Origin of the sequence: Rugamonas apoptosis (assembly GCF_014042355.1) — a bacterium.
GTDB classification, from domain to species: Bacteria; Pseudomonadota; Gammaproteobacteria; order Burkholderiales; family Burkholderiaceae_D; genus Rugamonas; species Rugamonas apoptosis.
Genome location: NZ_JACEZU010000004.1, coordinates 333,192 through 359,338, shown reverse-complemented (window position 1 = coordinate 359,338; position 26,147 = coordinate 333,192). Strand labels below are relative to the sequence as shown.

General features: G+C 64.1%; 29 protein-coding genes. 21 read left to right on the top strand and 8 right to left on the bottom strand.

Annotated features, from left to right (window positions below; all coding sequences use genetic code 11):
* Positions 1-66: 66 nt before the first annotated feature.
* The 12 genes from H3H39_RS28345 to H3H39_RS10760 all read left to right on the top strand — a co-directional run bounded on the left by H3H39_RS28345 (position 67) and on the right by H3H39_RS10760 (position 10,270).
* Positions 67-597: a type II secretion system protein gene (locus tag H3H39_RS28345; RefSeq protein ID WP_311196892.1), complete on the top strand. Its 531-nt coding sequence runs from the start codon at positions 67-69 to the stop codon at positions 595-597.
* A 27-nt stretch (positions 598-624) separates the two neighbouring features.
* Positions 625-1,242: a pilus assembly FimT family protein gene (locus H3H39_RS10810; protein ID WP_311196891.1), complete on the top strand. Its 618-nt coding sequence runs from the start codon at positions 625-627 to the stop codon at positions 1,240-1,242.
* Positions 1,232-1,870, top strand: coding sequence for a type IV pilus modification PilV family protein (locus H3H39_RS10805; protein ID WP_182153369.1), 639 nt, complete (start codon positions 1,232-1,234; stop codon positions 1,868-1,870). The genes H3H39_RS10810 and H3H39_RS10805 overlap by 11 nt, the downstream gene beginning before the upstream one ends.
* A gap of 2 nt (positions 1,871-1,872) precedes the next feature.
* Positions 1,873-2,757, top strand: coding sequence for a type II secretion system protein (locus H3H39_RS10800; protein WP_182153368.1), 885 nt, complete (start codon positions 1,873-1,875; stop codon positions 2,755-2,757).
* Positions 2,754-3,236, top strand: a complete 483-nt coding sequence (locus H3H39_RS10795) for a pilus assembly PilX family protein (protein WP_182153367.1) — start codon at positions 2,754-2,756, stop codon at positions 3,234-3,236. Before H3H39_RS10800 ends, H3H39_RS10795 begins: the two co-directional genes overlap by 4 nt.
* 131 nt (positions 3,237-3,367) lie before the next feature.
* A complete protein-coding gene (locus tag H3H39_RS10790; protein WP_182153366.1) occupies positions 3,368-4,312 on the top strand; it encodes an agglutinin biogenesis protein MshI in 945 nt (314 codons plus the stop codon).
* Complete coding sequence (locus H3H39_RS10785; protein ID WP_182153365.1) at positions 4,309-5,040, top strand: MSHA biogenesis protein MshA; 732 nt, start codon at positions 4,309-4,311, stop codon at positions 5,038-5,040. Before H3H39_RS10790 ends, H3H39_RS10785 begins: the two co-directional genes overlap by 4 nt.
* Positions 5,037-5,849, top strand: coding sequence for a hypothetical protein (locus tag H3H39_RS10780; RefSeq protein WP_182153364.1), 813 nt, complete (start codon positions 5,037-5,039; stop codon positions 5,847-5,849). The genes H3H39_RS10785 and H3H39_RS10780 overlap by 4 nt, the downstream gene beginning before the upstream one ends.
* Positions 5,834-6,316, top strand: coding sequence for a hypothetical protein (locus tag H3H39_RS10775; RefSeq protein ID WP_182153363.1), 483 nt, complete (start codon positions 5,834-5,836; stop codon positions 6,314-6,316). The genes H3H39_RS10780 and H3H39_RS10775 overlap by 16 nt, the downstream gene beginning before the upstream one ends.
* 8 nt (positions 6,317-6,324) lie before the next feature.
* Positions 6,325-8,100: a pilus (MSHA type) biogenesis protein MshL gene (gene mshL, locus H3H39_RS10770; protein ID WP_182153362.1), complete on the top strand. Its 1,776-nt coding sequence runs from the start codon at positions 6,325-6,327 to the stop codon at positions 8,098-8,100.
* 2 nt (positions 8,101-8,102) lie between these two features.
* On the top strand, positions 8,103-8,996 hold the full coding sequence (locus H3H39_RS10765; RefSeq protein ID WP_182153452.1) for an ExeA family protein: 894 nt from the start codon (positions 8,103-8,105) through the stop codon (positions 8,994-8,996).
* Positions 8,993-10,270, top strand: coding sequence for a tetratricopeptide repeat protein (locus tag H3H39_RS10760; RefSeq protein WP_182153361.1), 1,278 nt, complete (start codon positions 8,993-8,995; stop codon positions 10,268-10,270). Before H3H39_RS10765 ends, H3H39_RS10760 begins: the two co-directional genes overlap by 4 nt.
* Positions 10,271-10,323: 53 nt before the next feature.
* Here the strand turns inward: H3H39_RS10760 and H3H39_RS10755 are convergent, their stop codons facing one another.
* The 3 genes from H3H39_RS10755 to H3H39_RS10745 all read right to left on the bottom strand — a co-directional run bounded on the left by H3H39_RS10755 (position 10,324) and on the right by H3H39_RS10745 (position 13,182).
* On the bottom strand, positions 10,324-11,421 hold the full coding sequence (locus H3H39_RS10755; RefSeq protein WP_182153360.1) for an HD-GYP domain-containing protein: 1,098 nt from the start codon (positions 11,419-11,421) through the stop codon (positions 10,324-10,326).
* A gap of 57 nt (positions 11,422-11,478) precedes the next feature.
* Complete coding sequence (locus H3H39_RS10750; protein ID WP_182153359.1) at positions 11,479-12,657, bottom strand: pyridoxal phosphate-dependent aminotransferase; 1,179 nt, start codon at positions 12,655-12,657, stop codon at positions 11,479-11,481.
* An 87-nt stretch (positions 12,658-12,744) separates the two neighbouring features.
* Complete coding sequence (locus H3H39_RS10745) at positions 12,745-13,182, bottom strand: putative toxin-antitoxin system toxin component, PIN family (RefSeq protein ID WP_182153358.1); 438 nt, start codon at positions 13,180-13,182, stop codon at positions 12,745-12,747.
* A gap of 37 nt (positions 13,183-13,219) precedes the next feature.
* On the opposite strand from H3H39_RS10745, the gene yaaA reads away from it, so the two are divergent.
* Positions 13,220-13,990, top strand: coding sequence for a peroxide stress protein YaaA (gene yaaA / locus H3H39_RS10740; RefSeq protein ID WP_182153357.1), 771 nt, complete (start codon positions 13,220-13,222; stop codon positions 13,988-13,990).
* A 55-nt stretch (positions 13,991-14,045) separates the two neighbouring features.
* On the opposite strand, the gene H3H39_RS10735 is transcribed toward yaaA, so the two are convergent.
* Positions 14,046-14,843 carry an outer membrane protein assembly factor BamD gene (locus tag H3H39_RS10735; RefSeq protein ID WP_182153356.1) on the bottom strand — a complete coding sequence of 266 codons (798 nt, stop codon included), beginning with the start codon at positions 14,841-14,843 and terminating at the stop codon, positions 14,046-14,048.
* A 65-nt stretch (positions 14,844-14,908) separates the two neighbouring features.
* Here H3H39_RS10735 and H3H39_RS10730 point away from each other — a divergent pair, with 65 nt between their 5' ends.
* Together H3H39_RS10730 and pgeF are read left to right on the top strand one after the other, a co-directional pair.
* Entirely contained in the window at positions 14,909-15,949 is a 1,041-nt protein-coding gene (locus H3H39_RS10730; protein WP_182153355.1) for an RluA family pseudouridine synthase, read from the top strand.
* Entirely contained in the window at positions 15,949-16,764 is an 816-nt protein-coding gene (pgeF, locus tag H3H39_RS10725; protein WP_182153354.1) for a peptidoglycan editing factor PgeF, read from the top strand. The genes H3H39_RS10730 and pgeF overlap by 1 nt, the downstream gene beginning before the upstream one ends.
* A 14-nt stretch (positions 16,765-16,778) precedes the next feature.
* Here the strand turns inward: pgeF and H3H39_RS10720 are convergent, their stop codons facing one another.
* Positions 16,779-17,015, bottom strand: a complete 237-nt coding sequence (locus H3H39_RS10720; RefSeq protein ID WP_182153353.1) for a hypothetical protein — start codon at positions 17,013-17,015, stop codon at positions 16,779-16,781.
* Between the two features lie 45 nt (positions 17,016-17,060).
* Between H3H39_RS10720 and phaC the strand changes: the two genes are divergently transcribed.
* From phaC to H3H39_RS10705, 3 genes are all read left to right on the top strand, one after another.
* Complete coding sequence (gene phaC, locus H3H39_RS10715; protein WP_182153352.1) at positions 17,061-18,800, top strand: class I poly(R)-hydroxyalkanoic acid synthase; 1,740 nt, start codon at positions 17,061-17,063, stop codon at positions 18,798-18,800.
* A gap of 230 nt (positions 18,801-19,030) precedes the next feature.
* Positions 19,031-19,582, top strand: coding sequence for a polyhydroxyalkanoate synthesis repressor PhaR (gene phaR, locus H3H39_RS10710; RefSeq protein ID WP_182153351.1), 552 nt, complete (start codon positions 19,031-19,033; stop codon positions 19,580-19,582).
* Between the two features lie 131 nt (positions 19,583-19,713).
* On the top strand, positions 19,714-20,034 hold the full coding sequence (locus tag H3H39_RS10705) for a PilZ domain-containing protein (RefSeq protein ID WP_182153350.1): 321 nt from the start codon (positions 19,714-19,716) through the stop codon (positions 20,032-20,034).
* Here H3H39_RS10705 and H3H39_RS10700 read toward each other — a convergent pair whose 3' ends face one another.
* Entirely contained in the window at positions 20,035-21,246 is a 1,212-nt protein-coding gene (locus H3H39_RS10700) for a cyanophycinase (RefSeq protein WP_182153349.1), read from the bottom strand.
* A gap of 210 nt (positions 21,247-21,456) precedes the next feature.
* Between H3H39_RS10700 and rimO the strand changes: the two genes are divergently transcribed.
* The 3 genes from rimO (at position 21,457) to H3H39_RS10685 (ending at position 24,868) form a co-directional block, all read left to right on the top strand.
* Positions 21,457-22,857, top strand: coding sequence for a 30S ribosomal protein S12 methylthiotransferase RimO (rimO, locus tag H3H39_RS10695; RefSeq protein ID WP_182153348.1), 1,401 nt, complete (start codon positions 21,457-21,459; stop codon positions 22,855-22,857).
* A gap of 279 nt (positions 22,858-23,136) precedes the next feature.
* A complete protein-coding gene (locus tag H3H39_RS10690) occupies positions 23,137-23,577 on the top strand; it encodes a cupin domain-containing protein (RefSeq protein ID WP_182153347.1) in 441 nt (146 codons plus the stop codon).
* A gap of 124 nt (positions 23,578-23,701) precedes the next feature.
* Positions 23,702-24,868 (top strand): cystathionine beta-lyase, encoded by a 1,167-nt coding sequence (locus H3H39_RS10685; protein WP_182153346.1) that lies wholly within the window; start codon positions 23,702-23,704, stop codon positions 24,866-24,868.
* Positions 24,869-24,879: 11 nt separating this feature from the next.
* Here H3H39_RS10685 and H3H39_RS10680 read toward each other — a convergent pair whose 3' ends face one another.
* Both H3H39_RS10680 and H3H39_RS10675 read right to left on the bottom strand, forming a co-directional pair.
* A complete protein-coding gene (locus H3H39_RS10680) occupies positions 24,880-25,674 on the bottom strand; it encodes a transporter substrate-binding domain-containing protein (protein WP_229217968.1) in 795 nt (264 codons plus the stop codon).
* Between the two features lie 72 nt (positions 25,675-25,746).
* On the bottom strand, positions 25,747-26,109 hold the full coding sequence (locus H3H39_RS10675; RefSeq protein WP_182153345.1) for a DUF4870 family protein: 363 nt from the start codon (positions 26,107-26,109) through the stop codon (positions 25,747-25,749).
* Between the last annotated feature and the right edge of the window lie 38 nt (positions 26,110-26,147).

Below are 26,147 nucleotides of genomic sequence, written 5' to 3'. Positions count from 1 at the left end.
GCCCAACCCTTTGCCGCGAACTGTCCCTTGTGAAATTCTGATTTGTAAGGCGATTTGGAGAATTCAATGAACAAGCAAGCAATGCACACCGTCCGTTCGTCCGCGCAGGCCGGTTTCACCCTGATCGAGTTGATCGTCGTGATTGTGATTCTGGGTATTTTGGCGGCGACGGCCTTGCCTAAGTTTGCCAACCTGGGCAGCGATGCCCGTAAGGCGGCGCTGGCTGCGGCCCAAGGTGCGCTGGCGACGGAAGTGGCGATGGTGCATGGCCAGTCCTTGCTCCACCCGTCTAATGGGACGATTACTAACGAAAATATTACGATGAATATCGTCTTCAACTATCCAGAGGGCAAGAACGCGACCACGGCCGCCGCCGCTGGCCTGACGAGCGCCGATTACTTGATGCAGGACAACACCACCGCGAGCGACGTTCCCGCCGCCGGCTTTTTGCCACTTATTCCGGCTAACGGCTTTGTTGTTATTCCTAAGGGTGTTTCCGGTACGACGGCGGCGGTGACTTGCTATGTTTCGTATAGGCAGGCGACGAATGCGACCACACCAGCCGCAATAGTTAAGGACGACTCCGGTTGCCAATAATATCCAGCCAGCATCCTGCTGTTAACTGTGTTGTCCGCTCCCATCCGGTTCTGGACTGGCGCCAGCGCCGGACGGCGCCGGGCTGCGGCCGGGTTCACGATTGTTGAACTGATCACCGTGCTGGTGGTGATGGGCGTGTTGGGCGCCGTCGCCATTACCCGTTTTTTCGATAACGGCCCCATTCAGGCGCGCGAGTATGCGGATCAGACCAAAGCTATCATCCGCTATGGCCAAAAACTGGCCATAGCGCAGAACCGTCCCGTGTATGTCAGCGCCACCGGCAACCTCTTCGCGCTGTGTGTGCAATCGGCTTGCGCGGCCAGCGATGCAGTCACGGCACCAGCGGGTAACAACAGCGGCTCGTCCTACACCAAGGCCCAGTGCCAGATCGGGGGCAGCTACGTGTCCACCTGGATGTGCGAAGGCAAACCGGACAGCCTCACCGTCACCGCCAGCCGCGTCACCGAAGTGGGTGCGGGCGGCATGTTCTTCTTCGACGCCATGGGCCGTCCCTACAACGCGGCCGATATTGCCAATCCGTTGGGCTCCGCTTCCACCTTCACCACGCCGCTGACCATTACCGTCACCGGCAATGGCACCGCCGTCGTCGTCACCGTGGAAGCGGAAACGGGCTATGTTCACTAGCCCGCAAAGACGCCAGCGCGGCCTGAGTCTGATCGAACTGGTGATGTTCATGGTCATCATGGGCGTGGCCGCCGTGACCGTGCTGCAATTACTGAACATCTCCACCAAGGCGAGCGCTGAACCGGTCCGGCGCAAGCAGGCGCTGCTGCTGGCCGAGGCGTTGATGGAGGAAGTGCAGCAAGCCCGGTTCACGTTCTGCGATCCGTCTGATATCAACGCCGCCACCGCCACCAGCGCCGCCACAGGCGCGTCCGGTGACACCACCAAGTGCGATGCCACCGTGGAGAACTTCGGCCCGGAGAATGGCGAGAAGCGCCCCTACAATAACGTGAATGATTACGTGACCACGTACGGCATGGCCCAAGAATCGTTCCTCAACGCCGCCGGCAACCAACTGGTAGACGCGGCTGACCAGCCCATGGGCGGCCAGCCACCGTTGACCGGTTTCACGGCGACGGTGAGCATGGAACCGGCCACGCTGGGCCCGGCTGGCATGACGGTGACGGGCGGTACGACCCCGGTCAACATGGAGGCGCTGCGCATCACCATCAAGGTCGATTACGGCAACGGTAACGACGTCACGCTCGATGGCTACCGTACGCGCTATGCACCCAGGACGGCGGACTGACGATGGCCACCCGCATCCATTCATCGTCCGCGCGCGGCTTCACGCTGATCGAAATGATCGTCGTGATGGTTATCACGAGCATCCTGGCCGGCATCATGGTGCTGTTCATCCGGCGTCCCGTGCAGAATTATGTGGACGCGGCGGGCCGGGCGGAAATGAGCGACGTGGCTGACCTGGCCCTGCGCCGCATCACGCGCGAACTGCACAGCGCCTTGCCCAACAGCGTGCGCGTGCTGATTTCGGGGAGCGTAGTGCTGTTGGAATTCATTCCGACCAAGGCTGCGGGCACTTATCTTTCCGCGGATGATAACGCGGGCGTGCCGGTGCTGGATTTCCAGAATTCGACCAACAAGACATTTACCGTGGTTGGCGAGATGCCTGCCTTCCCGTACAACATCGTGAGCGGCGACTATATCGTGGTCTACAACCTGGGTCCGGACTACATCACGGCCGATGCTTACGCGGGCGGCAACCGGGCAAAGGTGGCGTCCGCGCCGCTGGGGAATGTGGTGACGCTGGAGACTAATCCATTCGCCGTGCCAGTCAACGGCATTCCGAACACCTCGCCCACCCAGCGCTTCAGCGTGGCCATGCAACCGGTCACGTTCCGCTGCGCGCCGGCGGCCACTGGTCGCATGGAACTGACGCGCTACTGGAATTACCAATTTAACGCCAGCCAGACCGACCCTGCGGCGATGGCCAACCCGCCGGGGCAAACCATCCAGCACGCGATCCTGGCCAGCAATGTAGCGGGTTGCAATTTTTCGTACACCGAGTTGCAGAACGTGCACAGCGGCCTGGTGGGTATCACCTTGATCGTAGGCAACGCCAACAACACGGAAACGGTCACGCTGGCGCACCAGGCCGCCGTGGAGAACACGCCATGACTCATCTGCATTTTCAACGTATCCGGGCCATGCGGCGGGCGGCCGGTATCGGCATCGTCACCGCCATTTTCCTGTTGGTGGCGCTGGCCGGGCTGGGAGTGGCCATCGTATCCGTGGTGACCTCGCAGCAAGCCAGCGCGACGCAGGACCAGCAGGGCGCGCGCGCCTACCAGGCGGCGCGGACCGGGCTGGAGTGGGCGCTGTGGCGGGCCTTGCGCAGTGGCGCGGGCGCGGGGCCTTCGGCCAGCCTCGGCTGCCCCAAGGCGGCCGGGTCCGGCCAAACATTCCTCTTGCCCGCCAACACCACCTTGTCGGCCTTCAGCGTCACGATTACCTGCGGCGCGAATGCGGGCCTGGCGGGAGGCACGGAGCACTTCTGGATCCGGGCCACGGCCTGCAACCAGCCGGGCCCCAGCGGTTGCCCCAACGCGAGCAAGGGGCCTGAGTACGCACAACGCGTGGTGGAGGCGCAGCTTTAATGAGCAGGTATATGAAAAAGCTGATGTTTTTGGGGGTGGAATGCAACATTCCCTCATTTTTTGCATGTGACTTGAATATAATCAAACGCAGCGCGGCCTATTGCGGCTTGCCAAACAAATAGATTGCCGGCATGGGTTTCTTTTCTAAAGCAAAAAAAAATGATGGCTGGCTGACGCTCTCTTTCCTCAGCGATGGCATCTGCGCGGGCAGCGTCCAGCGGGCGCGCGAGGGCAAGCCGATGGTGGACATGGCGGCCTTCTTTCCCGTCCAGCCGAGCCGCTCGGCCGAAGCGCTGGAACGGGTGGGCAAGGAATTGCAGGCCGGCCGCAAGCATTGCGGCACCTTGCTGGCCGGTGGCGAATACCAGTTGCTGACGGTGGAGGCGCCCAACGTGCCGCCCGAGGAACTGAAGACAGCCGTGCGCTGGCGCCTCAAGGATATGCTGGACTTCCACATCGACGACGCCACCATCGACGTGCTCGACATTCCCGTCGATAGCGCGGGCGGTTCGCGCAGCCATTCCATGTTCGCCGTGGCCGCGCGCAACAGCCTGATCCAGTCGTGCCAGGAACTGTTCAGCGAAGCGAAGATTCCGCTGACCGTGATCGATATCCCCGAAATGGCGCAGCGGAATATCTCCGCCTTGCTGGAACCGCCGGGCCGGGGCCTGGCCATGCTGTCGTTCCACGAGGACGGCGGCTTGCTGACCATTACTTTCAAGGGTGAACTGTACCTGGCGCGCCGGATCGAGGTGACCTTGCCGCAGTTGCTGGAACCGGATACAGACAAGCAGCACGCCTGTTTCGACAAGATCACGCTGGAATTGCAACGCTCGCTCGATCACTTCGACCGGCAGTTCAACTACGTCAGCGTCTCGAAACTGTTGCTGGCGCCCACCGGCGTGGAAGGGCTGCACGAACATCTGGCCGGCAATATGTACATGCCGGTCGAGGCCATGGAACTCGGCGATGTATTCGACCTGGGCAAGACGCCGGAATTGCAGGACGTGGCGCACCAGCAGCGTTTTTTCCTCACGCTGGGCGCGGCGTTGCGGGTTGAGGAGGTGGCGCTGTGAGCCAGCAGATCAACCTGTTCAATCCTATTTTCCTGAAACAGAAGAAGGTGTTCGGCGCCGTGCCCATGCTCGAATCGCTGGCCCTGATCCTGGTGGGGACGGTCGCACTGACGTGGTACGCCTCCTACAAGGTCGGCCAGTTGGAGCGCAACGCCGGTGCTGGCAAGGTGGCGCTGGCAGGGCGGGAGACGATGCTGACCAAGGCAGTGGCCCAGTTCGCGCCCCGTCCCAAGAGTCCGGTGATCGCCGCCGATATCGCGGAGGCGGAAGCACGTCTCGCATCGCTACATGAGGTGGAAAGCGTGCTGCGCAGCGGCGCGGTGGGCGATCGCACCGGCTACGCTGAGTATTTCCGCGCGTTCGCACGCCAGAACGTCAGCGGTTTATGGCTGACGGGGTTGACCATTGAAGGGGCAGGTAATGGTATCGGCCTGCAAGGCAAGGCCATGCAGCCGACGCTGATCCCCAATTACATCGCCCGTTTGACGAGCGAGAAGGTAATGCATGGCCGAACCTTCGCCAGCCTGCAGATCGCCCGTCCAGCTGACGTGCCGGTGACGGGCGCCGGGCCGCAAGCGGCGCCGGCCGGTGGCGCGGGCACTGCAGCAGGCGCCGCAGCGGGAACCGGCGCCGGAGCAGGATCGGGCTCAGGGATAGGAGCCGGCCCGGCCTTGTCGCCGTACGTGGAATTCAGCCTGCAGTCGGCCATGCCGGAGGCTGCCAAATGAAAGCCCAGTGGATCAAGTTGTGCACCCGGCTCGACGCCATGTCCTTGCGCGAGCGCATGATGGTGTTTGGCGCCATCGCGGCCAGTATCGTGTTCCTGGCCTACACCATGGTGCTGGAACCGCTGCTGGCCAAGCAGAAGGTGTTGCTGGCGCAGATCAACCAGCAGCAGAACCAGATCGGCGGCATCGACCGGGAGATCGCGCAGATGGCGGCCGCCTTCGTGGTCGATCCCGATGCGGAGGGCCGGGCGCGCTTGCAATCGCTGCAAAAGCAGATCGCCGAGGGCAGCGCCGCGCTGCTGAACATGCAAAAGGGACTGGTGGCGCCGGAGAAGGTGGCGCCGCTGCTGGAGCATATCCTGCGCGGTAACGGCAAGCTGCGCCTGATTTCCATGAAGACCTTGCCCGTCAGCGGCTTGAGCGATTCGAAGCTGGAAGTGGCTGGCGCAGTCGCTGCCATGCCGCAAAAGGTCGCCGTGGCCGGCCCGGCCGGCACCGGTGCCACGCCCGGCGCCGCGGCGGGGCAGCCGGCAAACATCGCCACTGGCGCCTTGGCGGCGCAGCCAGCGAACACTGCCGCAGCCACCCCGGCGGCGCCGAAGCCGAGGGAATTGCTGTATCGCCATGGCGTGGAAATTGTGCTGCAAGGGAACTACCTGGACATGATCCAATACATGGATACGCTGCAAGGGCTGCCCAATCAACTGTTCTGGGGCAAGGCGAAGCTGGACGCTGGCCAGTATCCGGCATCGCGCCTGACGTTGACCCTGTACACCTTGAGCCTGGATACGAAATGGATGAAACTGTGAGCCGCCCATCGCACGTGCGCTACCGCTTGCGGACGCTGTCGCCATGGCTGCTGCCGGCGCTGTTTGCGGCATCGTCCGCCTGCGCGCAAGGCTTGGCCGATCCCACCATGCCGCCACCGGAGGCGCGCCAGGTGACGGGCATGGCGGCACCGCCCGTGAGCAAGGGGCCGGAGCTGCAATCAGTGCTGGTGGGCAGCAACGGCCGGCAAGTGGCCGTGATTGACGGCCAGACCGTGCGGCAAGGCGAAAAGTTCAACGGCGCCTTGCTGGTCAAGGTGGACAAGAACCATGCGGTGCTGCGCCGTGGCAGCCAGACCCAGGTGCTGACGCTGTACCAGGATAGCGCCGAAAGCAACGCCAGGGCCGCCAAGCCGCAAGTAACGAAACTGCCCGCGAACCAGCCAACGAACCAAGCAGCGAACCAGCCAGCGAACCAGCCAGCGAAACAGCCCGCGAATGAAGACTGAGATTGACTATGCATAAATTACTGATCGTGCCGACCATGGCGTTGGCCCTGGCCGGCTGCGCCACCCAGTCCACCCGCGACACTTACGACAAGATCGGCGCCGAACTGGCGTCGGCCGCCGCCAAACCTGCTGCGCCGGCGCAGAACGATGCTGTGGCCAGCGCCTTGTTGCCGCCCGCCGCGCAACTGGCGGAGCAGCTGCCCAAGTCGCGCACGGTGCTGGAGGAACGTTTCAACGTCGCCTTCAACAACGTACCGGTGCAGCAGTTCTTCAATTCGCTGGTGGCTGGCACCCGCTACAACATGCTGATCGATCCCAACGTCAGCGGCACCGTCACGGCCAACCTGAAGGACGTGACGTTGTTCGAAGCGCTGGACGCCGTGCGTGAACTGTACGGCTACGATTACCGGGTCGATGGCAGCCGCATCTACATCCGTCCGCTGACCATGCAGACCCGCATGTTCCGCGTCCAGTACCTGAACGCGACGCGCAAGGGCAGTTCCAGCTTGCGCGTGACGTCCACCTCGGTGGCCAACGCGGGCACCAGCAATAGCGGTGGGCAGAATAACCAGAATAACCAGAATAACCAGAACGACAACAATAATTCCAACGATCCGTCCAATCCATCCGGCGGCAACCAGCGCCAGCGCGATGCGAGTAACGTCAGCACCGCGTCCAACAGCGATTTCTGGGGCGAGCTGAAGGCGGCGCTGGAAGCGATCGTCCCGGTCGGCAAGGATGGGCGCAATGTCGTCATCAGCCCGCAATCGGGCGTGCTGCTGATCCGCGCCATGCCGGAGGAGTTGCGCAATGTGGACCTGTACCTGAAGGCCACCCAGCTCTCCGTCGACCGCCAGGTGATCCTGGAGGCTAAGATCCTGGAAGTGGAGCTGAACAGCGGTTACCAGACCGGCATCAACTGGGCCGGCTTCGCCAACTTCCGCGACGGCCATGGCAACAACAAGCTGTCGGGCGGTTTTCTCACGCCGGGCACCTCGCTCAACCCGCTCAACACGCCGCAGACGGCCATCGCCAGCGTAGGCAAGGGGGGCATCACGGCCACCACGGGCGTGTCGCTGGGCAGCGCGGCCGACGCGGCCGGTTCCCTGTTCGGCTTGGCGTTCCAGACCAGTAATTTCGCGGCCCTGATTTCCTTCCTGGAATCGCAGGGCACGGTGCATGTGCTGTCCAGCCCGCGCATCGCCACACTGAACAACCAGAAGGCCGTGCTGAAGATCGGCACCGATGAATTCTTTGTCACCGGCGTGAGCACGACCACCACCACCAGCGGCTCCGGCAGCGGCGTGGTGTCGCCCAGTGTAACGCTGCAACCGTTCTTCTCCGGCGTGGTGCTGGATGTGACGCCGCAGATCGACGACCACGGCAACGTGACGCTGCATGTGCACCCGTCCGTAAGCCAGGTGTCGACCGTCAACAAGGGCATCAACTTGGGCACGGCGGGCAATTTGAGCCTGCCGCTGGCCGCGTCGTCCACGTCGGAAATGGATAGTATGGTGCGCGGCCAGGATGGCCGCGTGGTGGCGATCGGCGGCCTGATGCGTCAGGCCACCACGACCGACCGTTCGCAAGTGCCGGGTGTGGGCAACGTGCCGGTGGTGGGCGCGCTGTTCCGCAACACCAGCGATGTGATGCAGAAGCGCGAACTGGTGGTGCTGATCAAACCCACCATCGTGGCCGAGGGCAGCGACTGGAACGAGGACTTGCTGGAGACGGGCCGCCGGGTCAAGGAGCTCGATCCGCGCATGCTGAAGGAGCGCAACTGATGATCTACTTGCAGCACTTCGGCTTGCAGGAAGCGCCGTTCGGCATCACGCCCGACACCAGCTTCTTCTTCACCAGCCCCCATTCGCAGGAAGCGCTCAACACCTTGCTGGTGGCGGCCAAGGGCGGGGAAGGCTTCATCAAGATCACGGGCGAGGTGGGCACCGGCAAGACACTGTTGTGCCGCAAGTTCATCCGGATGCTGGGCGACGATTTCGTCACGGCCTACATTCCCAATCCCTACCTGGAACCGCGCACGTTGATGCTGGCGCTGGCCGACGAATTGTCGCTCACGCTGGCGCGCGACGTGGACCAGCATCAATTGCTCAAGGCGATCACGATGCGCCTGATGGAACTGGCGGCGCAGGACAAGCGCGTACTGCTGTGCCTGGACGAGGCGCAGGCGATCCCGCTGGAAAGCCTGGAAGCGTTGCGCCTGCTGACCAACCTGGAAACGGAAAAACGCAAGCTGCTGCAGATCGTGCTGTTCGGCCAGCCCGAGCTGAACCAGCACCTGGAGCGCGATTCGATCCGCCAACTGGCGCAGCGCATCACCTTCCACTACCACCTGGGGCCGCTCACCCGCGATGACATGGAATATTACCTGGCGCATCGCTTGCGGGTGGCCGGTTACACGGGCAGCCGTTTGTTCAGCCGTGGGGCCATCCGGGTGCTGTACCGCGCCAGTGGCGGCATTCCCCGCTTGATCAACATCATGGCGCATAAATCGCTGATGCTGGCGTATGGCCAGGGCAAGCAGCAGGTGGCGCGCCGTCATGTGAAACTGGCCGCCGGCGATACCATCGGCGTGCGCCGTTCACGCTGGCCATGGCTGGCCATGCTGGGCGCTTCGGCGCTGGCGGCTGGCTGCGGCTTGGCATGGGCGCTGACCAAATGAGCCTGATTAACAAGATGCTGCAAGACCTGGACGCGCGCGGCGGCAAGCCCGGCGTGGCGCTTGGCCAGCAGGAATTGCGTCCGGTGGCGATGCCGCGCAAGAAGCTGCTTCCCGCATTGCTCGGTGCTGGCGCCGTCGGCGTGGTGGCGCTGGCGGCCGGAAGTTGGTATGGCTGGCACTATTTCACCAAAAATACGGTGAAGCCGCGTCCGGCGCCGGTGATGGTGGTGGTGCCGCAGGCGCAGGTGCAGACGCAGGTGGTGCAGGTCGCGTCCGTAGCGGCGGCGTCCGCGCCGGCATCGGCTCCCACGGCTGGCGATGGCGCAGCGACCGGCGATGGCGCAGCAGCGGCCACGGTGCCTGCGCCAGTGCCAGTGCCGGTGCCGGCGGCCGCATCCGGCGCCATGCCCGCCAACGCAACGCCGCCGGCCCCTGTCATCGCGGCCGCCGCCCCCACCAAAGCGGTGTTGAGCGACGACCCCGGCAGCGATGCGGCGCGACGCACGCGCAAGCACAAGCGCAAGCAGACAAGCGAAGCGATGGCGAGTGCCAAATCAGAGCGTAGCGAGGAAGCCAAGCGCATCCAAACCGCGCTTGCCGATAATACGGCCACTGAGCGTCGCGCCGATAGGGCCAAGGCGCGTGCGAAGCCGACGGCCAAGGAGGAGGGCGCTCAAGCGGCCGGTGGCGTCAGCCGGGACCTTGGTCCGGCCCAGCTGGCGGAAAACCGCTACCGCCGCGCGCTGCAGGATTTGCAGGAAGGGCGCACTTCGGAAGCGTTGGTGGAATTACGGCGCGCCGTGGAGCTCGCACCCCGTCATGACGCCGCGCGCCAGACGCTGGTCACGCTGCTGATCGAAAACCACCGTACGGACGAAGCCGCCCAGCAGTTGCAACAGGCGTTGGCGCTGGATGACCATCAGCCGGACATGGCCATGTTGCTGGCCCGTTTGCAACTGGAGAGTGGTGGTCCGGCACTGGATACCTTGCTGCGCACGCTGCCCTACGCGGGCGACAATGCGGAATACCAGGGTTTCGTGGCCGGCGTGCTGCAACGGGCGCAGCGGCATGGCGAGGCCGTGGAGCACTACCAGGCCGCGTTGAAACTGGCGCCGCAAAAAGGCGTGTGGTGGATGGGGCTGGGCATCTCATTGCAGGCCGGGAAGCGCCTGCCCGAAGCGCGCATCGCCTACACCCGCGCCAGGGCCGCCAGCGGCATGACGCCGGAATTGCTCGCCTTCGTGGACCGCAAGCTGGAAGCGTTGGGACGTTGAAGAGTTGAAGAAGGGACGGGGCGCGATCGCGCCCCGCCGCACAGCCCCATGCGCTACAAGCTCGCTTGCGCTCCCCAGATCTGCTTCATGCTGAAACGCACTTCGGCTTCGTCCTCGCTGAGCACGGCTGCGATGCCGCACTCGGCGTCCTGGGTGCTGCGGGGCGCCGCTGGCGTGAGCACGATGCCGGCTCCGTCGCGCAGGCTGGAAATACCCAGCACGCCATTGCCGTCGCGCTGCCGTACCACGCCGATTTCGCCGTTTTGCAGCCGTACCAGGCAGCCGGGCGGATAGCTGCCCAGTTCTCGCGCGAAATGTGCGGCCAGTTCCGCGTCGACGGGAATGGCAGGGTCGTCCAGCACGCCGCGCAAGGCTTGGTCGGGCAGGATGGAGCAGCGGTAATTGCGGGCCGATACCTGGGCGCAATAGCGGTCGGCCAGGCTGATCAGCTTGGCGTTCTGCGTCACGCCGGGGCGGGCCACACCGGACGGATAGCCGCTGCCATCGTCGTTCTCATGGTGCAGCAGCACGCAGGAGATCCATTCCTCGTCCTTCACTCCGGCGCATTTGAGCAGGTCGGCGCTGTCCTCCGGGTGGCGGTGGACGATGGCCAGTTCCTCGCGCGTGAGCGGCACGCGCTTGTTCTGGAAGGTGTCGTGGTGGCGCAGCATGCCCACGTTCATGGTGAGGGCCGCGGCCGCCACGGTCAGGATCTCGGCCGGCGGTTTGCCCATGGCGCGCGCCACCACCACCACCACCACCGCTGTTTCGATGCAGTGGCGCACGGCGTAGGTGCCGGCGATCTGGGCCAGGAAGATGCAGGCCAGGGCGATGTCGGCGTTCAGTTCCACGGCGGCGATCACTTCGCGCGCGATGTCGCGCAGTTCCGCTTCCGCGTTGTGTTCGTTGCGCAGGTCGCGCAACATGCGCTCCAGCCGGCGGTTGCACTGGTTGAGCTGGTGCAGCACCGAGGGCGGCGGTTCCTCCTCGGCGAACAGGCCGGCGTCGATCAGCGTATGGAGCTGTCTGTCATCGGCGGCGATCTGGCCTTTGTGCAGCAGCGGGCGGCCGCCCGAGTCGGCACCGAACAGATCCCACCGCAGCGGTTCGCCCAGCACCAGATCCTTGAGGGTAATGCGTCGTTGCACCATGATCGTTTCCGTCCTGCTTGCTTGCCTGAGCCCATCGCGGGGCCGGCAGGCTGTTTCTTATAGGCTGGTCAAGCGCTGCAAGGCGAGTGCCAGCGTCTCCTCTTTCTTCGCGAAGCAGAAGCGGACGATGCCCGACTCCTGGCTGCGCTGGTAAAACGCCGAAACCGGTATGGCCGCCACTTTGATTTCACTGGTCAGCCATTCCGCGAACTGCGCCTCGGGCAGCGACGAGATGCGCGCGTAACGCACGCATTGGAAATAGGTGCCGTCGGCCGGCAGCAGCTCGAACCGGCTGCCCCGCAAACCATCGCGGAACAGGTCGCGCTTGCGCTGGTAGAACGCTGGCAATTGTTCGTAGGGCGCGGGGTCGGCCATGTAGCCGGCCAGGCCGTGCTGCATGGGAGTGTTAACGCTGAACACATTGTATTGGTGCACCTTGCGGAATTCCGCGCTCAACGCGGCCGGCGCGGCCACGTAGCCCACCTTCCAGCCCGTGACGTGGTAAGTCTTGCCGAAGCTGGAGACGACGAAGCTGCGCGCCGCCAGTTCCGGGTAGCGGCACATGGATTCGTGGCGCTGGCCATCGTAGACCATGTGTTCGTACACTTCATCCGACAGGATCAGCACGTCCGTGCCGCGCACGATGTCGGCCAGCGCCTGCAGGTCGGCCGCGCGCAACACGCTGCCGGTGGGATTGTGCGGGGTGTTGACGATGATGAGCCGGGTGCGCGGCGTGACGGCGGCGGCCAGCTTGTCCCAGGGCACGCGGTAGCCGTCCGCATCGACCGTCATCTGCACCAGCACGGGCACGCCGCCGGCCAGTTCGATGGCGGGCAGGTAGCTGTCGTAGGCCGGTTCGATGATGATCACTTCGTCGCCCGGATGGACGCAGCACAGGATGGCCGTGGTCAGCGCCTCGGTGGCGCCGGCCGTGACGGTGATTTCCGTGTTGGCGTCGTAGCGGTGGCCATAGATGGCGGCGATCTTGGCGACGATGGCGGCGCGCAGCGCGGGCACACCCGTCATCATGGGGTATTGATTATGGCCGCCACGCATGGCTTCCGTGACCATGTCCACGAGGCCGGGCTCGCAGGCGAAGTCGGGGAAGCCCTGGCCCAGGTTGACCGCGCCGGACTCCGCCGCCAGTTGCGACATGCGGGTGAACACCGTCGTGCCCACATGGGGCAAACGGCTGGTCAGGACGGGCGTGACGGGCGGATGTTGCGGCTGGTTCATGGTGACGTGCAAGTGATGGTCCAGTGTTTATTCTAGCGCACGGCACCGGCTTGCGTGTTGCCAAAAGGTCGTGCCAGACGACCGGGATCAGCCTTCCAGCGCCCATGCCTCCGGCACCATCACGCGGAACATCCCGGCCTTGGCCAGGCGGCGCGCCAGCTTGAGCAGGGCCTTGTCCTTGGTGATGAGAATGTCGGCCTGGGCGTCGCGCGCCAGCTCCAGGAACTTCTGGTCGTCACGGTCGCTGCACACGGGCAGGCGCACGCCGGACACGGGCGGCGCCACCACCTTGATCAGGGCGTCGAAGCGGGCCTCGCTCAAGGGACGGCTGGCTTCGTCCAGCGGCAGGTGAGGGTAGTGCAGCACGACGCGGTATTCGGCGCGGCAATCCTCGCGCGTGATCGCTTCCACGGCGCCGCTCTCGATGGCGGCCAGCAGCGCGGACCAGCGCGGGTCGTTGAACACGAACAGGTCGAGGCAGACATTGGTGTCTAGCACGATGCGTTTCGGTGGAACAGGTATCATGTCGGCAATTCTGTAAAATAGGTTGTTCTGTATTCTTATGTTGATCGTGCTTTCGCCCGCCAAGAGTCTCGACCTGGAGACGCCCCCCACCACCCAGTCGCACACCACGCCCGACTTTCTCGACCACTCAGCCCAGCTGATCGACCGCCTGCGCGAATTCTCGCCGGCCGAAGTGGGCAGCCTGATGGATATCTCCGACGCGCTGTCGCACCTGAACGTGGGCCGCTACGCTTCCTGGACCGCGGACCCGGCAGAAGGGCGGCAAGCCGTGATGGCCTTCAACGGCGACGTCTACGCCGGCCTGCAGGCACGCACGCTGAGCCCGGGCCAGCTCGACTACGCACAGTCGCACATCCGCATCCTGTCCGGGCTGTACGGCATGCTGCGGCCGCTGGACATGATCCAGCCGCACCGGCTGGAAATGGGCACGCGCCTGGTCAATGCGCGCGGCAAGGACTTGTACGCGTTCTGGGGCGACACCATCACCCTGGCCCTGAACCGTACTGCCGAGGAGAAGGGCGCCAGGGCGCTGGTCAACCTGGCGTCGGAAGAATATTTCAAGTCCGTCAAGCCGCGCCAGTTGGCGATGCCGGTCGTCACGCCCCAGTTCGAGGACTGGAAGAACGGCAAATACAAGATCATCTCGTTCTACGCCAAGCGGGCGCGCGGGCTGATGGCCCGTTACGCGGCCGTCAACGGCATCACCGATCCGGAGCGGCTCAAGGACTTCACGGTGGATGGCTACGCCTTCAACGCGCAAGACTCGAACGCGAAAACCTGGATCTTCCGCCGCCGCGTGGCCGACTAAAACAATTGGGGACGTAACACATTTGATGGTGTGTTACGTCCCCAATTCATGGGTGTTACCAGATCTTCCACCAGTGGCGCTCGGCCGCCACGCCTTCGTCCAGGAAGGCGGTCTTGGGGTAGTTGAGCTTGAGCACGCGCAGGGTGTCGTCGCGCAGCACGGTCATGCCCATCTTGTCGTAGCCACGGTACATGATGTACAGCGCTTCCTCGATGGCGGGCGAGTCGCGGTAGTCGTTGACGGCGCCCATGGCGCGGTTGACGGCCGCCAGGTAGGCGCCACGACGGTAGTAGTAACGCGCCACATGCACTTCATACGAGGCCATGGCGTTGATCAAATACTTCATGCGCTCGATGGCGTCGGGCGTGTACTTGCTGTTCGGGAACTTGTCGACCAGCGACTTGAAGGCGGTGAACGCTTCGCGCGTCGCCTTCGGGTCGCGCTCGGTCGGGTCCTGTTCGTAGATGAAGTTCAGGAAGCCGATCTGGTCGTTGAAGTTGATCAGGCCGCGCAGGTAGTACATATAGTCGACGTTGGCGTGATTCGGGTGCAGCTTGATGAAGCGCTCCACGGCCGCCAGTGCCTGGGCCTGGTCCTGCGACTTGTAGTAGGCGTAGGCGATTTCCATCTGCGCTTGTTGCGCATAAGTACCGAATGGGTAGCTCGATTCCAGCTTCTCGAACAATTGCACCGCACGTTCGTAATGTTGACCCTCGAGTTCTTCCATCGCCTCCGAGTATAATTTCGTAGCACTCCAGCCTTTCGTCTCATCGACTTTCTCAGGCAGGAGCCCGCAACCGGACAAACCAAGCAGAACGACAGTTGCTGCGACTACCGATAATTTTTTTTGCATAAAATTGTGCAAGAAGCTGTTTAACCAAAGTTTTACGAAGGCTGATTATAGCCGATGGGAATGCTGTGATATTAACTCCAAAGCCGAATCCGGCCGATTCTACCTCCGATACGGAATTTGACCATGATTTCGACGGCGAACTGCTGGCCGATGACGGCGACGACGGCCTGGCGCCGATCGAACTGCAACTGACGCCGGACGTATGCGGCCAGCGTCTCGACAAGGTTATTTCCCACCTGGTGCCGCAATTTTCGCGCGGCCGTCTGCAACTGTGGATCACGGACGGTTTCGTCAGCGTGGACGGCAAGCCGGCCCGCAGCACCAAGGATACCGTGTACGGCGACGAGCATATCGTCATCTTGCCGCAACCGGCGCCGGAAGACGTGGCGTTCAAGCCGGAGCCGGTGCCGCTCAACATCGTGTACGAGGACGAACACCTGATCGTCGTCAACAAGCCGGCCGGGCTGGTGGTCCATCCGGGAGCCGGCAACTGGTCGGGCACCTTGCTCAATGGCTTGCTGCACCACTGCCCGCAACTGGCGGGTGTGCCGCGCGCCGGTATCGTGCACCGGCTGGACAAGGATACCAGTGGCCTGATGGTGGTCGGCAAGACCCTGCCGGCCCAGACCGACCTGGTGCGCCAACTGGCCGCCCGCACCGTCAAGCGCGAGTATTACGCGCTGGTGTGGGGCACGCCGCGCCAGAGCGGCACCATCGACGCCGCCATGGGCCGCCATCCCAAGGACCGCATCAAGATGGCTGTTTCCACCAGCATGGGTTCCAAGCCCGCCATCACCCACTATGAGGTGCTGGCGTCGGGGGAACTGGACCGCCGCCCCGTGAGCCTGGTGCAGTGCCGCCTGGAAACGGGCCGCACCCACCAGATCCGCGTGCACATGATGTCGATCGGCTTCTCACTGGTGGGCGACGTGACCTACGGCAAGCAGCATCTGGCCAACATCTTCCCCCGTCAGGCGCTGCAGGCGCGGCGACTGGGGCTGGTGCACCCGGCCACGGGCGCCCAATGCGAGTGGACGGTGCCGCTGGCCGACGACTTCGCGGAACTGATCGCCAAGGCCGGCATCGCCGAACCGGAACAGCACTGATGCCGGAGCATCCATCCTGGCTCATCCCCCACTGGCCGGGCTTGCCGGCCGGCGTGGGAGCGCTGTCCACCACCCGCCGTGGCGGCGTGAGCCTGGCGCCCTATGGCGACGGCGCCGGTGGCGGCGGACTCAATCTGGGCGTGCACGTCAACGACACGCCCGCACATGTGCTGCAAAACCGTGCCCGGCTGCGTGCCGCGCTGCCGGCCGAACCGGCCTGGCTGACGCAAGTGCATGGCACGGTGGTGGCCGGCGCGGCGGCCGTGTCGGCCGCGCAGGCCGCCGGTGCCGACAGCTGCGCCGGCGCCCCTGAGGCGGACGCCAGCATCGCCACCGCGCCCGCCGTGGTGTGCGCCGTGATGACGGCCGACTGCCTGCCCGTGCTGTTCTGCGACCGGGCCGGTACGGTGGTGGCGGCGGCCCACGCGGGCTGGCGCGGACTGGCTGGCGGCGTGCTGGGCCGCACGGTGGCGGCCATGCGCGCGGCCGGCGCGGACGACATCCTGGCCTGGCTGGGTCCAGCCATCGGCCCATCCCAGTTCGAAGTGGGCGCCGACGTGCTGGAAGCGTTCCTGGACGGTGCCGCCAGCGAGCAGGGCCGGCGGCTGGTGCGGGCGGCGTTCCAGTCCAGGCCCGGCCCACCCGGCAAATACCTGGCCGACATCTACGCGCTGGCGCGCCACATATTGCGTGGCGATGGGGTGGAGCAGGTGGCGGGCGGTGAATATTGCACCGTGACGGAGGCCAGCCGTTTCTATTCCTACCGGCGCGACGGCGTGACGGGCCGCCAGGCCAGCCTGGTGTGGCTCAAATGACGGCGACGGCCGCTTTACTCTCCAGCGGGACCGCTTTCGGCGGCCTGGCGGGCCGCCATCCGGGCCGCGTGGGCCGCCTGTTCCATGGCCACGCGCCGCGCCTTGCGCTTGCGCGAGCCAGCCAGATAGAACAATATGCCCAAGGGCACGACACAGTAGAACAAAAACGTTACAATCCCGGCAACAACGGTGGGTTCCGTCAGGGCCATCAGCCCCACGACGTAGATCCATGCGATAGCGACAATCAGCATAAGCAGTCTTGGTAAGAAAATTTAACTATTTTTAGGGAATCACACATGAATTTGCCCGATCCTCAAGTCATTGCCAACGCATGGATGTCGCATTTGCGCGACCCCGGCCAATGGCAATCCTGGTTCAAAATGGTGCCGGAGGTGGAAGCCAACCCGGTCGCCGCGCTGCTCAAGGAAGTGGGCGCCGCCATCGAACCTGAAACCATCGAGCAACTCAGGAACGACTACATGGCCAATGTGGGCCAGCTGTGGCAGCAGTTCATGGCCGGCAAACCGCCCGCCATGGCCGACCGCCGCTTCACCACGCCCGCCTGGCAGGGCAGCGCCCTGTCGTCGTTCAATGCCGCATCATACCTGCTGAACGCCCGTTTCCTCACGGCCATGGCCGAGGCGGTTGACGCGACGCCCCAGCAGAAGCAGAAAATCCGCTTCGCCGTGCAGCAGATCGTGGACGCCATGTCGCCCGCCAACTTCCTGGCCACCAATCCGGAAGCCCAGCAGAAGCTGATCGAAACCAAGGGCGAGAGCCTGACCCGCGGCCTGGCCAATATGCTGGCCGACATGAACAAGGGCCATATCTCGCTGTCGGACGAATCGGCGTTCGAAGTGGGCCGCAACCTGGCCACCACGCCGGGCCAGGTGGTGTACGAGAATCCGCTGTTCCAGCTGATCCAGTACACCCCGGTCACGGCCACCGTCCATGAACGCCCGCTGCTGATGGTGCCGCCATGCATCAACAAATACTACATCCTCGACTTGCAGCCGGAAAATTCGCTGGTCAAGTACGCGGTGGAGCAGGGCAACACCGTGTTCCTCGTCTCGTGGAGCAATCCGGACGCCTCGCTGGACAAGACCACCTGGGACCAGTACGTGGACCAGGGCGTGATCGAGGCCATCCACGTGGTGCAGGACATCACGGGCCAGGACCAGATGAACATGCTGGGCTTCTGCGTGGGCGGCACCATCGTCTCCACGGCGCTGGCCGTGCTGGCCGGGCGGGGTGAGAATCCGGCCGCCAGCCTGACCCTGCTGACCACTTTCCTCGACTTCAGCGACACCGGCGTGATCAGTGTGTTCGTCGATGAGAACCAGGTGGCCATGCGTGAGAACTTGCTGCGCGACGGCGGCCTGATGAAAGGCAGCGACCTGGCCAGCACCTTCTCCAGCCTGCGTCCGAACGACCTGGTGTGGAATTACGTGCAGTCCAACTACCTGAAGGGCAACGAGCCGCCACCGTTCGACCTGCTGTACTGGAATTCCGACAGTACCAACCTGCCGGGCCCCATGTTCTGCTGGTATCTGCGCAATACCTACCTGGAAAACAACCTCAAGGAGCCGGGCAAGCTGGCCGTGGCGGGCCAGCAGGTGGACCTGGGCAAGATCGACGCGCCCACCTTCGTCTATGCGTCGCGCGAAGACCATATCGTGCCGTGGGCCTCGGCTTATGGTTCGCTCAGCATCCTCAATCCGGGCAAGGCCAAGGCCAATCGTTTCATCCTGGGCGCGTCGGGCCACATCGCCGGCGTGATCAATCCGGCATCCAAGAAGAAACGCAACTATTGGGTCAACGATATGCCGGCCAAGGGCAAGAGCGCCAAGCCGATGTCGGCCGACGACTGGTTCGCCGGCGCCACCGAGCACGCCGGCAGCTGGTGGCCGGAGTGGGCGCAATTCCTGGCGCAGCACGGCGGCAAGGACGTCAAGGCGCCCGCCCAGGCCGGCAACGCGACCTATCAGGCGATCGAGCCGGCGCCCGGCCGTTATGTGAAGGTGAAAGCGGGCTAAGCAGCGCCAAGTCGCGCGGGGCCTCGCTTTGGCCTCGCGCGCTGTGGCGGATTGTTTCGCCGCAATTCCCGTTGCGTTGCAATAAAAGCTTAAAAGTTATAAGTGGACATGGATATACCAGTTTTTCCACTCTATAATAGGCGCAGTAGGCGGGTGGGAAAGCGGACCGAAGTTCGCTTTTTTTTTCGAATAGTTTAAGTACGCGCTGCGGCGCAATAAGTGGACTTGTGATGAGTAGTACGAAAAAAAATGCAGACCGTTTGATCAAGAAATATCCCAACCGCCGTCTGTATGACACGCAGACCAGTTCCTACATCACCCTCACCGATGTCAAGCAGCTCGTGCTCGACAATGAAGAATTCACCGTGGTCGACGCCAAGACCAATGAAGACCTGACCCGCAGCATCCTGCTGCAGATCATTCTGGAAGAAGAGGCGAGCGGCGTGCCCATGTTCTCGAGCTCCGTGCTGGCCCAGATCATCCGTTACTATGGTCACGCGATGCAGGGTATGATGGGCTCGTATCTGGAAAAGAATGTCCAGGCATTCACCGATATCCAGCGCAAATTCACGGGCAGCACCTTCGAGGGCAAGCCGTTCAGCCCGGAAATGTGGACCCAGTTCATGAATGTGCAGGGACCGATGATGCAGGGCATGATGAACAACTACATCGACCAGAGCAAGAGCCTGTTCGTGCAGATGCAGGAACAGATGCAGAACCAGAGCAAGACGATATTTGGCGCCTTCCCGTTCGTGCCGACCCCGCCCACTGACAAGAAGTAATCTTCGTCCCGCGCGGCCAGACGGCACAGCACGCGAGTGCCTGTGCCGTTTTTGCAGCTGGCCGGCGGCGGCGGCATAACCCATACAAACAGCAGGGACAGGCAGTGCAAACGGACCCAAGAAGAGCACACGTGCGGCGCATGCTGCAGGTGGATGCGTCGATCGCCGACCAGTTCGGCACGCAGCAATGGGCGGTGCAGATCATCGACATCGCGCGCATGGGTGTCGCTTTCGTCAGCAACCATTCGATACCGTGCGACGTGCCGTTCCTGTTCAGCTTCTGCTTCCCCCGCAGCAGCGTGCGCAACGAAGTGCTGCTGACGGTGGTGCACAGTACCCCGCTGGGCACGGAAGGCCGTTACCGCAACGGCGCCCGTTTCCTCACCATTTCCGACGATGCCGTCGAGCGCATCGTCGACTACGTCACGTCCGACGGCATGCACATGGCCTGATCAGTACGGGTTGGCCGGCGACAGCTGGCCGGCCACCGCGTCCACCGTTTTGTAGACGGGCAGGCCGCTCCAGTTACCCAGGTCGAACACCGTGGCTGAATCGGCCAGCTTCCGGATCTCCACCCCATACATGGCCAGCGGCGACCCCGCCACGCAGGTCGAGGGCGCCACGGCCGGGCGCACGAAATACACCGCGCTTTCCGTGGTGGTCGAGACATTCGTCACGCGCCGCGCCGTGGTGGTGCCGGTCGACTGATTGCCTTGCACCAGCAACGCCGTTTCCACCCCGACGCCGATGCCGCGCGCCGTGGCCGTGCCGCTGGAGGATGCCGGCAGCACCCCGCCGGCGCAGCCCACGCTGCCGTTGCGCGCCACCAGCCGGGCCACGAAGGTGACCAGCCGGCCCATGCGGTCGCGCGCGTCCAAATGGGAATCGAGGATGGTGCTGTTCAGGGCCGGCGGCGCCAGGAAGCCGCCCGCCAGCGCCAGCGGGTTCGGGTCCAGCGTGAGATAGCGGTGGTAGGGGTTGGACAGCGCCTGCGCCGTGGTGATGGAGCCGCCGAGGGCCGCGTAGTCGAACTGGCCCAGCACGGCCAGGCCGGCGCTGGTGCCGCCCATGGGCACATTGCGGGCCAGCAGGCCGCGCAAGGTCTGGTCCAGCGCCGTGCCTTTCCAGTAGTTGATGTAGTCGCTCTGGTCGCCGCCGGCGATGAACACGGCGTTGGCGCGCGCCACGATGGCGTTCACGGTGGGATCGTTGGCGGCGGCCACGCTGGGGATGACCAGCGTCTCGGCCGACGTCAGTCCCAGCGAGGCGCCGCCCACCCACTGGTCGGCGACGGTGGTGGAGGTGGTGTGCGCGGCGTCGCTGTAGTACAGGTAGGGATCGTAGGCGTCGGTGCCGGTGGCGCGGATCACCACGAAGCGCCCACCGGTGCCGGGCTGGATGCCGGCCCGTGTGATCATCCAGCGGAACGCCTGGTCCACGTCCGGCCCGCCGCCCATCAGCACCAGCGAAGTGGTGGGATAGGACGTGGGCAGGGTGACGGTCGCTTGCGGATTGCCGGTGGCGTAGTATTCGTAGGGCGGCTTGGCGCCACCTTTGGCGGCGGCCATGGTGGGCGCGGCGGCGGTGGCGGCGCAGGCGGCCAGCGCGATGGCGGCCAGGGTGCGCCAGGCGGCGCGCGGTGTCAGGGTGGACAGCTTGCTCATGGGAGGCCTCTGGTCGTCACTGCTATGATCGAAGTGTCATGCCATTGTTGCACTGTTTGGGGCGGACGCAAGCGTTGTGCGCGTAATCGTGACGGCATATCGTGCCAGTGTGGCTTTCCCGTCATGATGCGGCGCTGGTTGTTGCCGTCCGGTATGGGCCGGAACGATGTATAATCTCCGATTGGCCTGAATTTCCTGAGCAAACACACCATGCATTCCATCTCCCGTATTCCCAAGGACGACAGCACGCCCACCACCCCTGGCGCGGCGCCGAAAGTGGGCTTTGTCTCGCTCGGCTGCCCCAAGGCGCTGGTCGATTCCGAACAGATCCTGACCCAGCTGCGCGCCGAAGGCTACGAAACGGCCAAGTCGTATGACGGCGCCGACCTGGTCATCGTCAACACCTGCGGCTTCATCGACGCCGCCGTGCAGGAGTCGCTGGACGCCATTGGCGAAGCGCTGGCTGAAAACGGCAAGGTGATCGTGACCGGCTGCCTGGGCGCCAAGAAGGATGCGGCCGGCGACGACATCATCACCAAGGTGCACCCGAAAGTGCTGGCCGTGACCGGCCCGCACGCGCTGGCCGAGGTGATGAATTCGGTGCACGTGCACCTGCCCAAGCCGCACGAGCCGTTCATCGACCTGCTGCCGCCGCAGGGCATCAAGCTCACCCCCAAACACTACGCTTACCTGAAGATTTCCGAAGGCTGCAACCACCGCTGCAGCTTCTGCATCATCCCGTCCATGCGCGGCGACCTGGTGTCGCGCCCGATCGCGGAACTGATGCTGGAAGCGGAGAACCTGTTCAAGTCCGGCGTGAAGGAACTGCTGGTCATTTCGCAGGACACCTCGGCCTATGGCGTGGACGTCAAGTTCCGCTCCGGTTTCTGGAACGGCCGCCCCGTCAAGACCCACATGACCCAGCTGACCGAAGCGCTGGGCGAGCTGGCCAAGTCCTACGGCGCGTGGGTGCGCCTGCATTATGTGTACCCGTACCCGCACGTGGACCAGATCATCCCGATGATGAGCGGCGGCCATATCCTGCCTTACCTGGACGTGCCGCTGCAGCACGCCCACCCGGAAGTGCTGAAGCGCATGAAGCGTCCGGCCAGTGGCGAGAAGAACCTGGACCGCATCCAGGCCTGGCGCAAGATGAATCCCGAGCTGACCATCCGCTCCACCTTCATCGCCGGCTTCCCCGGCGAGACGGAAGCGGAATTCGAATACCTGCTGGACTTCCTGAAGGAAGCGGAGATCGACCGCCTTGGTTGCTTCGCCTACTCGCCGGTGCAAGGCGCCACCGCCAATGAACTGGCAAATCCAGTGCCGGAGGAAGTGCGCGAGGAACGCCGCGGCCGCGTCATGCTGCTGCAGGAGGAGATTTCGAAGAAGCGCCTGAAGGCCAAGGTCGGCAAGACCGTGCGCGTGTTGATCGACGAAGTGACCCGCAGCGGCGGGGTGGGCCGCTCGGCCGCCGACGCGCCGGAAATCGATGGCGTGGTCTACGTCAAGCCGCCGTATGAACCGCACAAGAAGCTGGCCGTGGGCCAGTTCGTGGACGTGACCATCACCGCGTCCGACGCGCACGACCTGTGGGGCGAGGCCGAATAAGCCTGTCTATGCTCAGGAACAAGGCGGATCCGCTGTCAGGCGGTCCGCCTTTTTTCATGTCTGCGGCATCACGTTTTCATAGGCCGGCGCAAAGCCGCCGTACGGCGTGCGAAAGTTGGCGCCGCAATCGCGCTTACAGCATAAGCCTGTCGTCATCTTTACAACAGTCAGCCGATGATGGCGGCCCGGATACGCTTAAATATTGCTTGCACCGCACATATTGGCTGGAAGTTAGCACAATTCCTATAAACTGGCTGGCTCTCATGAAAGGACCCCGCAATGAAACGCCTGCTGCTCGCCTCTGCCATTCTGTTCGCCGCCACCCAGGGTGCCCATGCGCTCGATAATACCGCCGCCGTCAAAGTGACGCCGCTGATGAAAACAAGCTCCAGCTGGGACGCCAAGCCGATCGCCTATCCGGCCGGTGCGGCGGAAGTGACGGCGCTGATCGTCGAGATCGCGGCCGGCGGCCAGACCGGCTGGCATGAACACCAGGTGCCATCGTTCGCCTACGTGATGGAAGGCACGCTGGAAGTGACGCGTGCCACCGGCGAAACCAAGGTGCTGCGCGTGGGCGACATGCTGCCGGAAGTGGTGGACACCCTGCACAACGGCCGCTCGCTCGATGGCAAGGCCGTCAAGCTGCTGGTGCTGTACACGGGATCGTCGGAGAAGAAGCTGACCGTGCCCCATCCGGAATTCACGCCGCCGGCGAAATAATTGCGTACTCAAGTAGTTTGAGCGCCAGTCGTGGCGGTGCGCGGACAAATCCGGTGCCGAACCCTATAATCGGTGCTGGGCCGGCGCCAAGGCGGCCCGCTCCCGCAACCGCCACGACATCGCCATGACCGTAAAAAAATCCCAGCAGACTTCCCTGGTGCACACCGACTACCAGGCACCAGCCGGCTTCGCCGCCTTCCCCAGCGCCATTCACCATGCCTCCACCGTCCTGTTCAAGAACGTGGCGGCCATGCGCTCGGGCGACTGGAAAGAGAAGAACGCCTATACCTACGGCCTGCACGGCACGCCCACCACGTTCACGCTGGAGGCGCGACTGGCCGAGATCGAGGATGGCCGCCACTGCCTGCTGGCGCCCAGCGGCTTGGCCGCGATCGCGATGGTGGACTTCGCGCTGCTCAAGAGCGGCGACGATGTGCTGTTGCCCGATAACGTCTACAACCCGAACCGCGAGCTGGGCAAGTGGCTCAGCGCCGACTTCGGCGTCACGGCGCGCTATTACGATCCACTGATCGGCGCCGGCATCGCCGCCCTGATCCAGCCCAACACGAAGTTGATCTGGACCGAGGCGCCCGGTTCCGTGTCGATGGAGGTGCCGGACTTGCCGGCCATCTGCCAGGCGGCGCACGCGCGCGGGGTGCTGGTGGCGCTCGATAACACCTGGTCCGCCGGGCTGGCGCTGCGTGGCTTCGCGCTGGGCGTCGACATCATCATGCAGGCGCTGACCAAGTACCAGTCCGGCGGTTCGGACGTGCTGATGGGGGCCCTGATCACGCGCGATGGCGCGCTGCACGAGCGCCTGAGCATGGCCCATATGCGGCTGGGCATGGGCGTGGGCGCGGATGACGCCTATCTGGTGCTGCGCGGCCTGCCGACCCTCAAGATGCGCTTCGAGGCGCACGACGCCAGCGCACGCACGGTGGCCGCGTGGCTGAAAACGCGGCCCGAGATCAGCAAGGTGCTGCATCCGGCGTTCCAGGATTGCCCCGGCCACGAGATCTGGCAGCGCGATTTCAGCGGCGCCGGCGGCCTGTTTTCCGTACTGTTCGACCCGTCCTATGCGGAAGCGCGCACCGACCGTTTCGTCGACGCGCTCCAACTGTTCAAGATCGGTTACAGCTGGGGCGGCGCCAACAGCCTGGTGATGCCATACCGGATCGCCCACATGCGCCAGGCCTGGCGCGATGCAGGCATCCTGGTGCGCTTCAACGTGGGCCTGGAAGACACGGTCGACCTGATCGCCGACATCGAACAGGCGCTGGCGGCCATGTAGCGGCCGGCGCTTCAGGGCTGGCCGGTATATTTCTTGAGCAGGCGGGCAAATTGCAGCTTGCCGGGGCCGGCCAGCCAGGTCCACATGGTTTCGACCTGGGCCTGGTGGGCCGCGTAATAACGGGCATTGGCGGCCAGCCATATGTGGTCGCTGTAGAGCGGCTGGTTCAGGCGCACGAAGCTCTTGCCGTAGTGGGCCGCCACATAGCCGTCCATGTCGCCAACCGAGATCATGGACACGGCCACGCCGTCGACCCGGTGCAGGCGCAGCTTTTCGAAGTTGCTGGTGACGTTGGTGGCGCCACTGTCCACGCGCAGGCCATCGCCGCGCATGCGCGTCAGATTGGATGAAGCGACCACGCTGGCCAGCGTATGCTCGCGAAAATACCGGACCGGATCGGCATCGCGCCCGGGGCCATCCGCGGCCCGCACGAACACCACCAGCAGTTGTGGCAGCGACCGTTCCAGATCCGGTTGGCCGGCCTTGTCGCGCGGCAGGGTGATGCCGGGCTGGCCGGCGGCCGATGTGCGCTGCGGCGCGAACGCGACCTGGCCATCGATCAGCGCCGCCTGGATACGGGCGATCGGCAAGCGTGTGAGTTCCACGGGGCAGCCGGCGCTGGCGCCGAATTTGCGCAGTAATTCCGCGCTGGCGCCGGGCGGTTCGGGCACCTGCTCGCCGGTGCCCAGCCAGTATGGCGGATAGTGCTGGTCTGGATAGGCCATGCGCAATGGCGCGCAGGCGGCGCTGGCGCAGTTGGTGACCATGGCGAGGTAGAGCAGGGCGATCTTGGGGAGGCGGGACATTCGGCGCGGACGCTCAAGCAACAGATTGCTTGAATTATATGCGCTTTCGCACAAACGGACGGCCCACGGTGGTTACTCGGGCATGGGGCGGTTCTGGTTCAAGGCGCTGAAACCGGCGATCAGGCGGTAAGCCTTCCACAGCCATGCGCCCACCCACATCAGCCAGGCCAGGGGGATGCCGATGATGGTGAGGAACAGCGCCACGCCGGCCGCCATCCACACCAGATACCACCAGAACGAGCGGATCTGCCAGCCGTGGTGGCTGTGCACGAACGTGCCTTCCGTCTCGGGCCGCTTGACGTAATTGATGATCAGCGGGATGAAGGAGAAGGCGCCCAGCGAGAACAGGAAGCTGGCCGCGTGGCCAAGATAGAGCCACCAGGCCAGGTTCTTGGCCGAGTCCAGGCGGTCGTCGAGGATCAGTTGTTGGGACATGATGGCTTCCTTCTTGCAAACGTCGATATGATTGAATT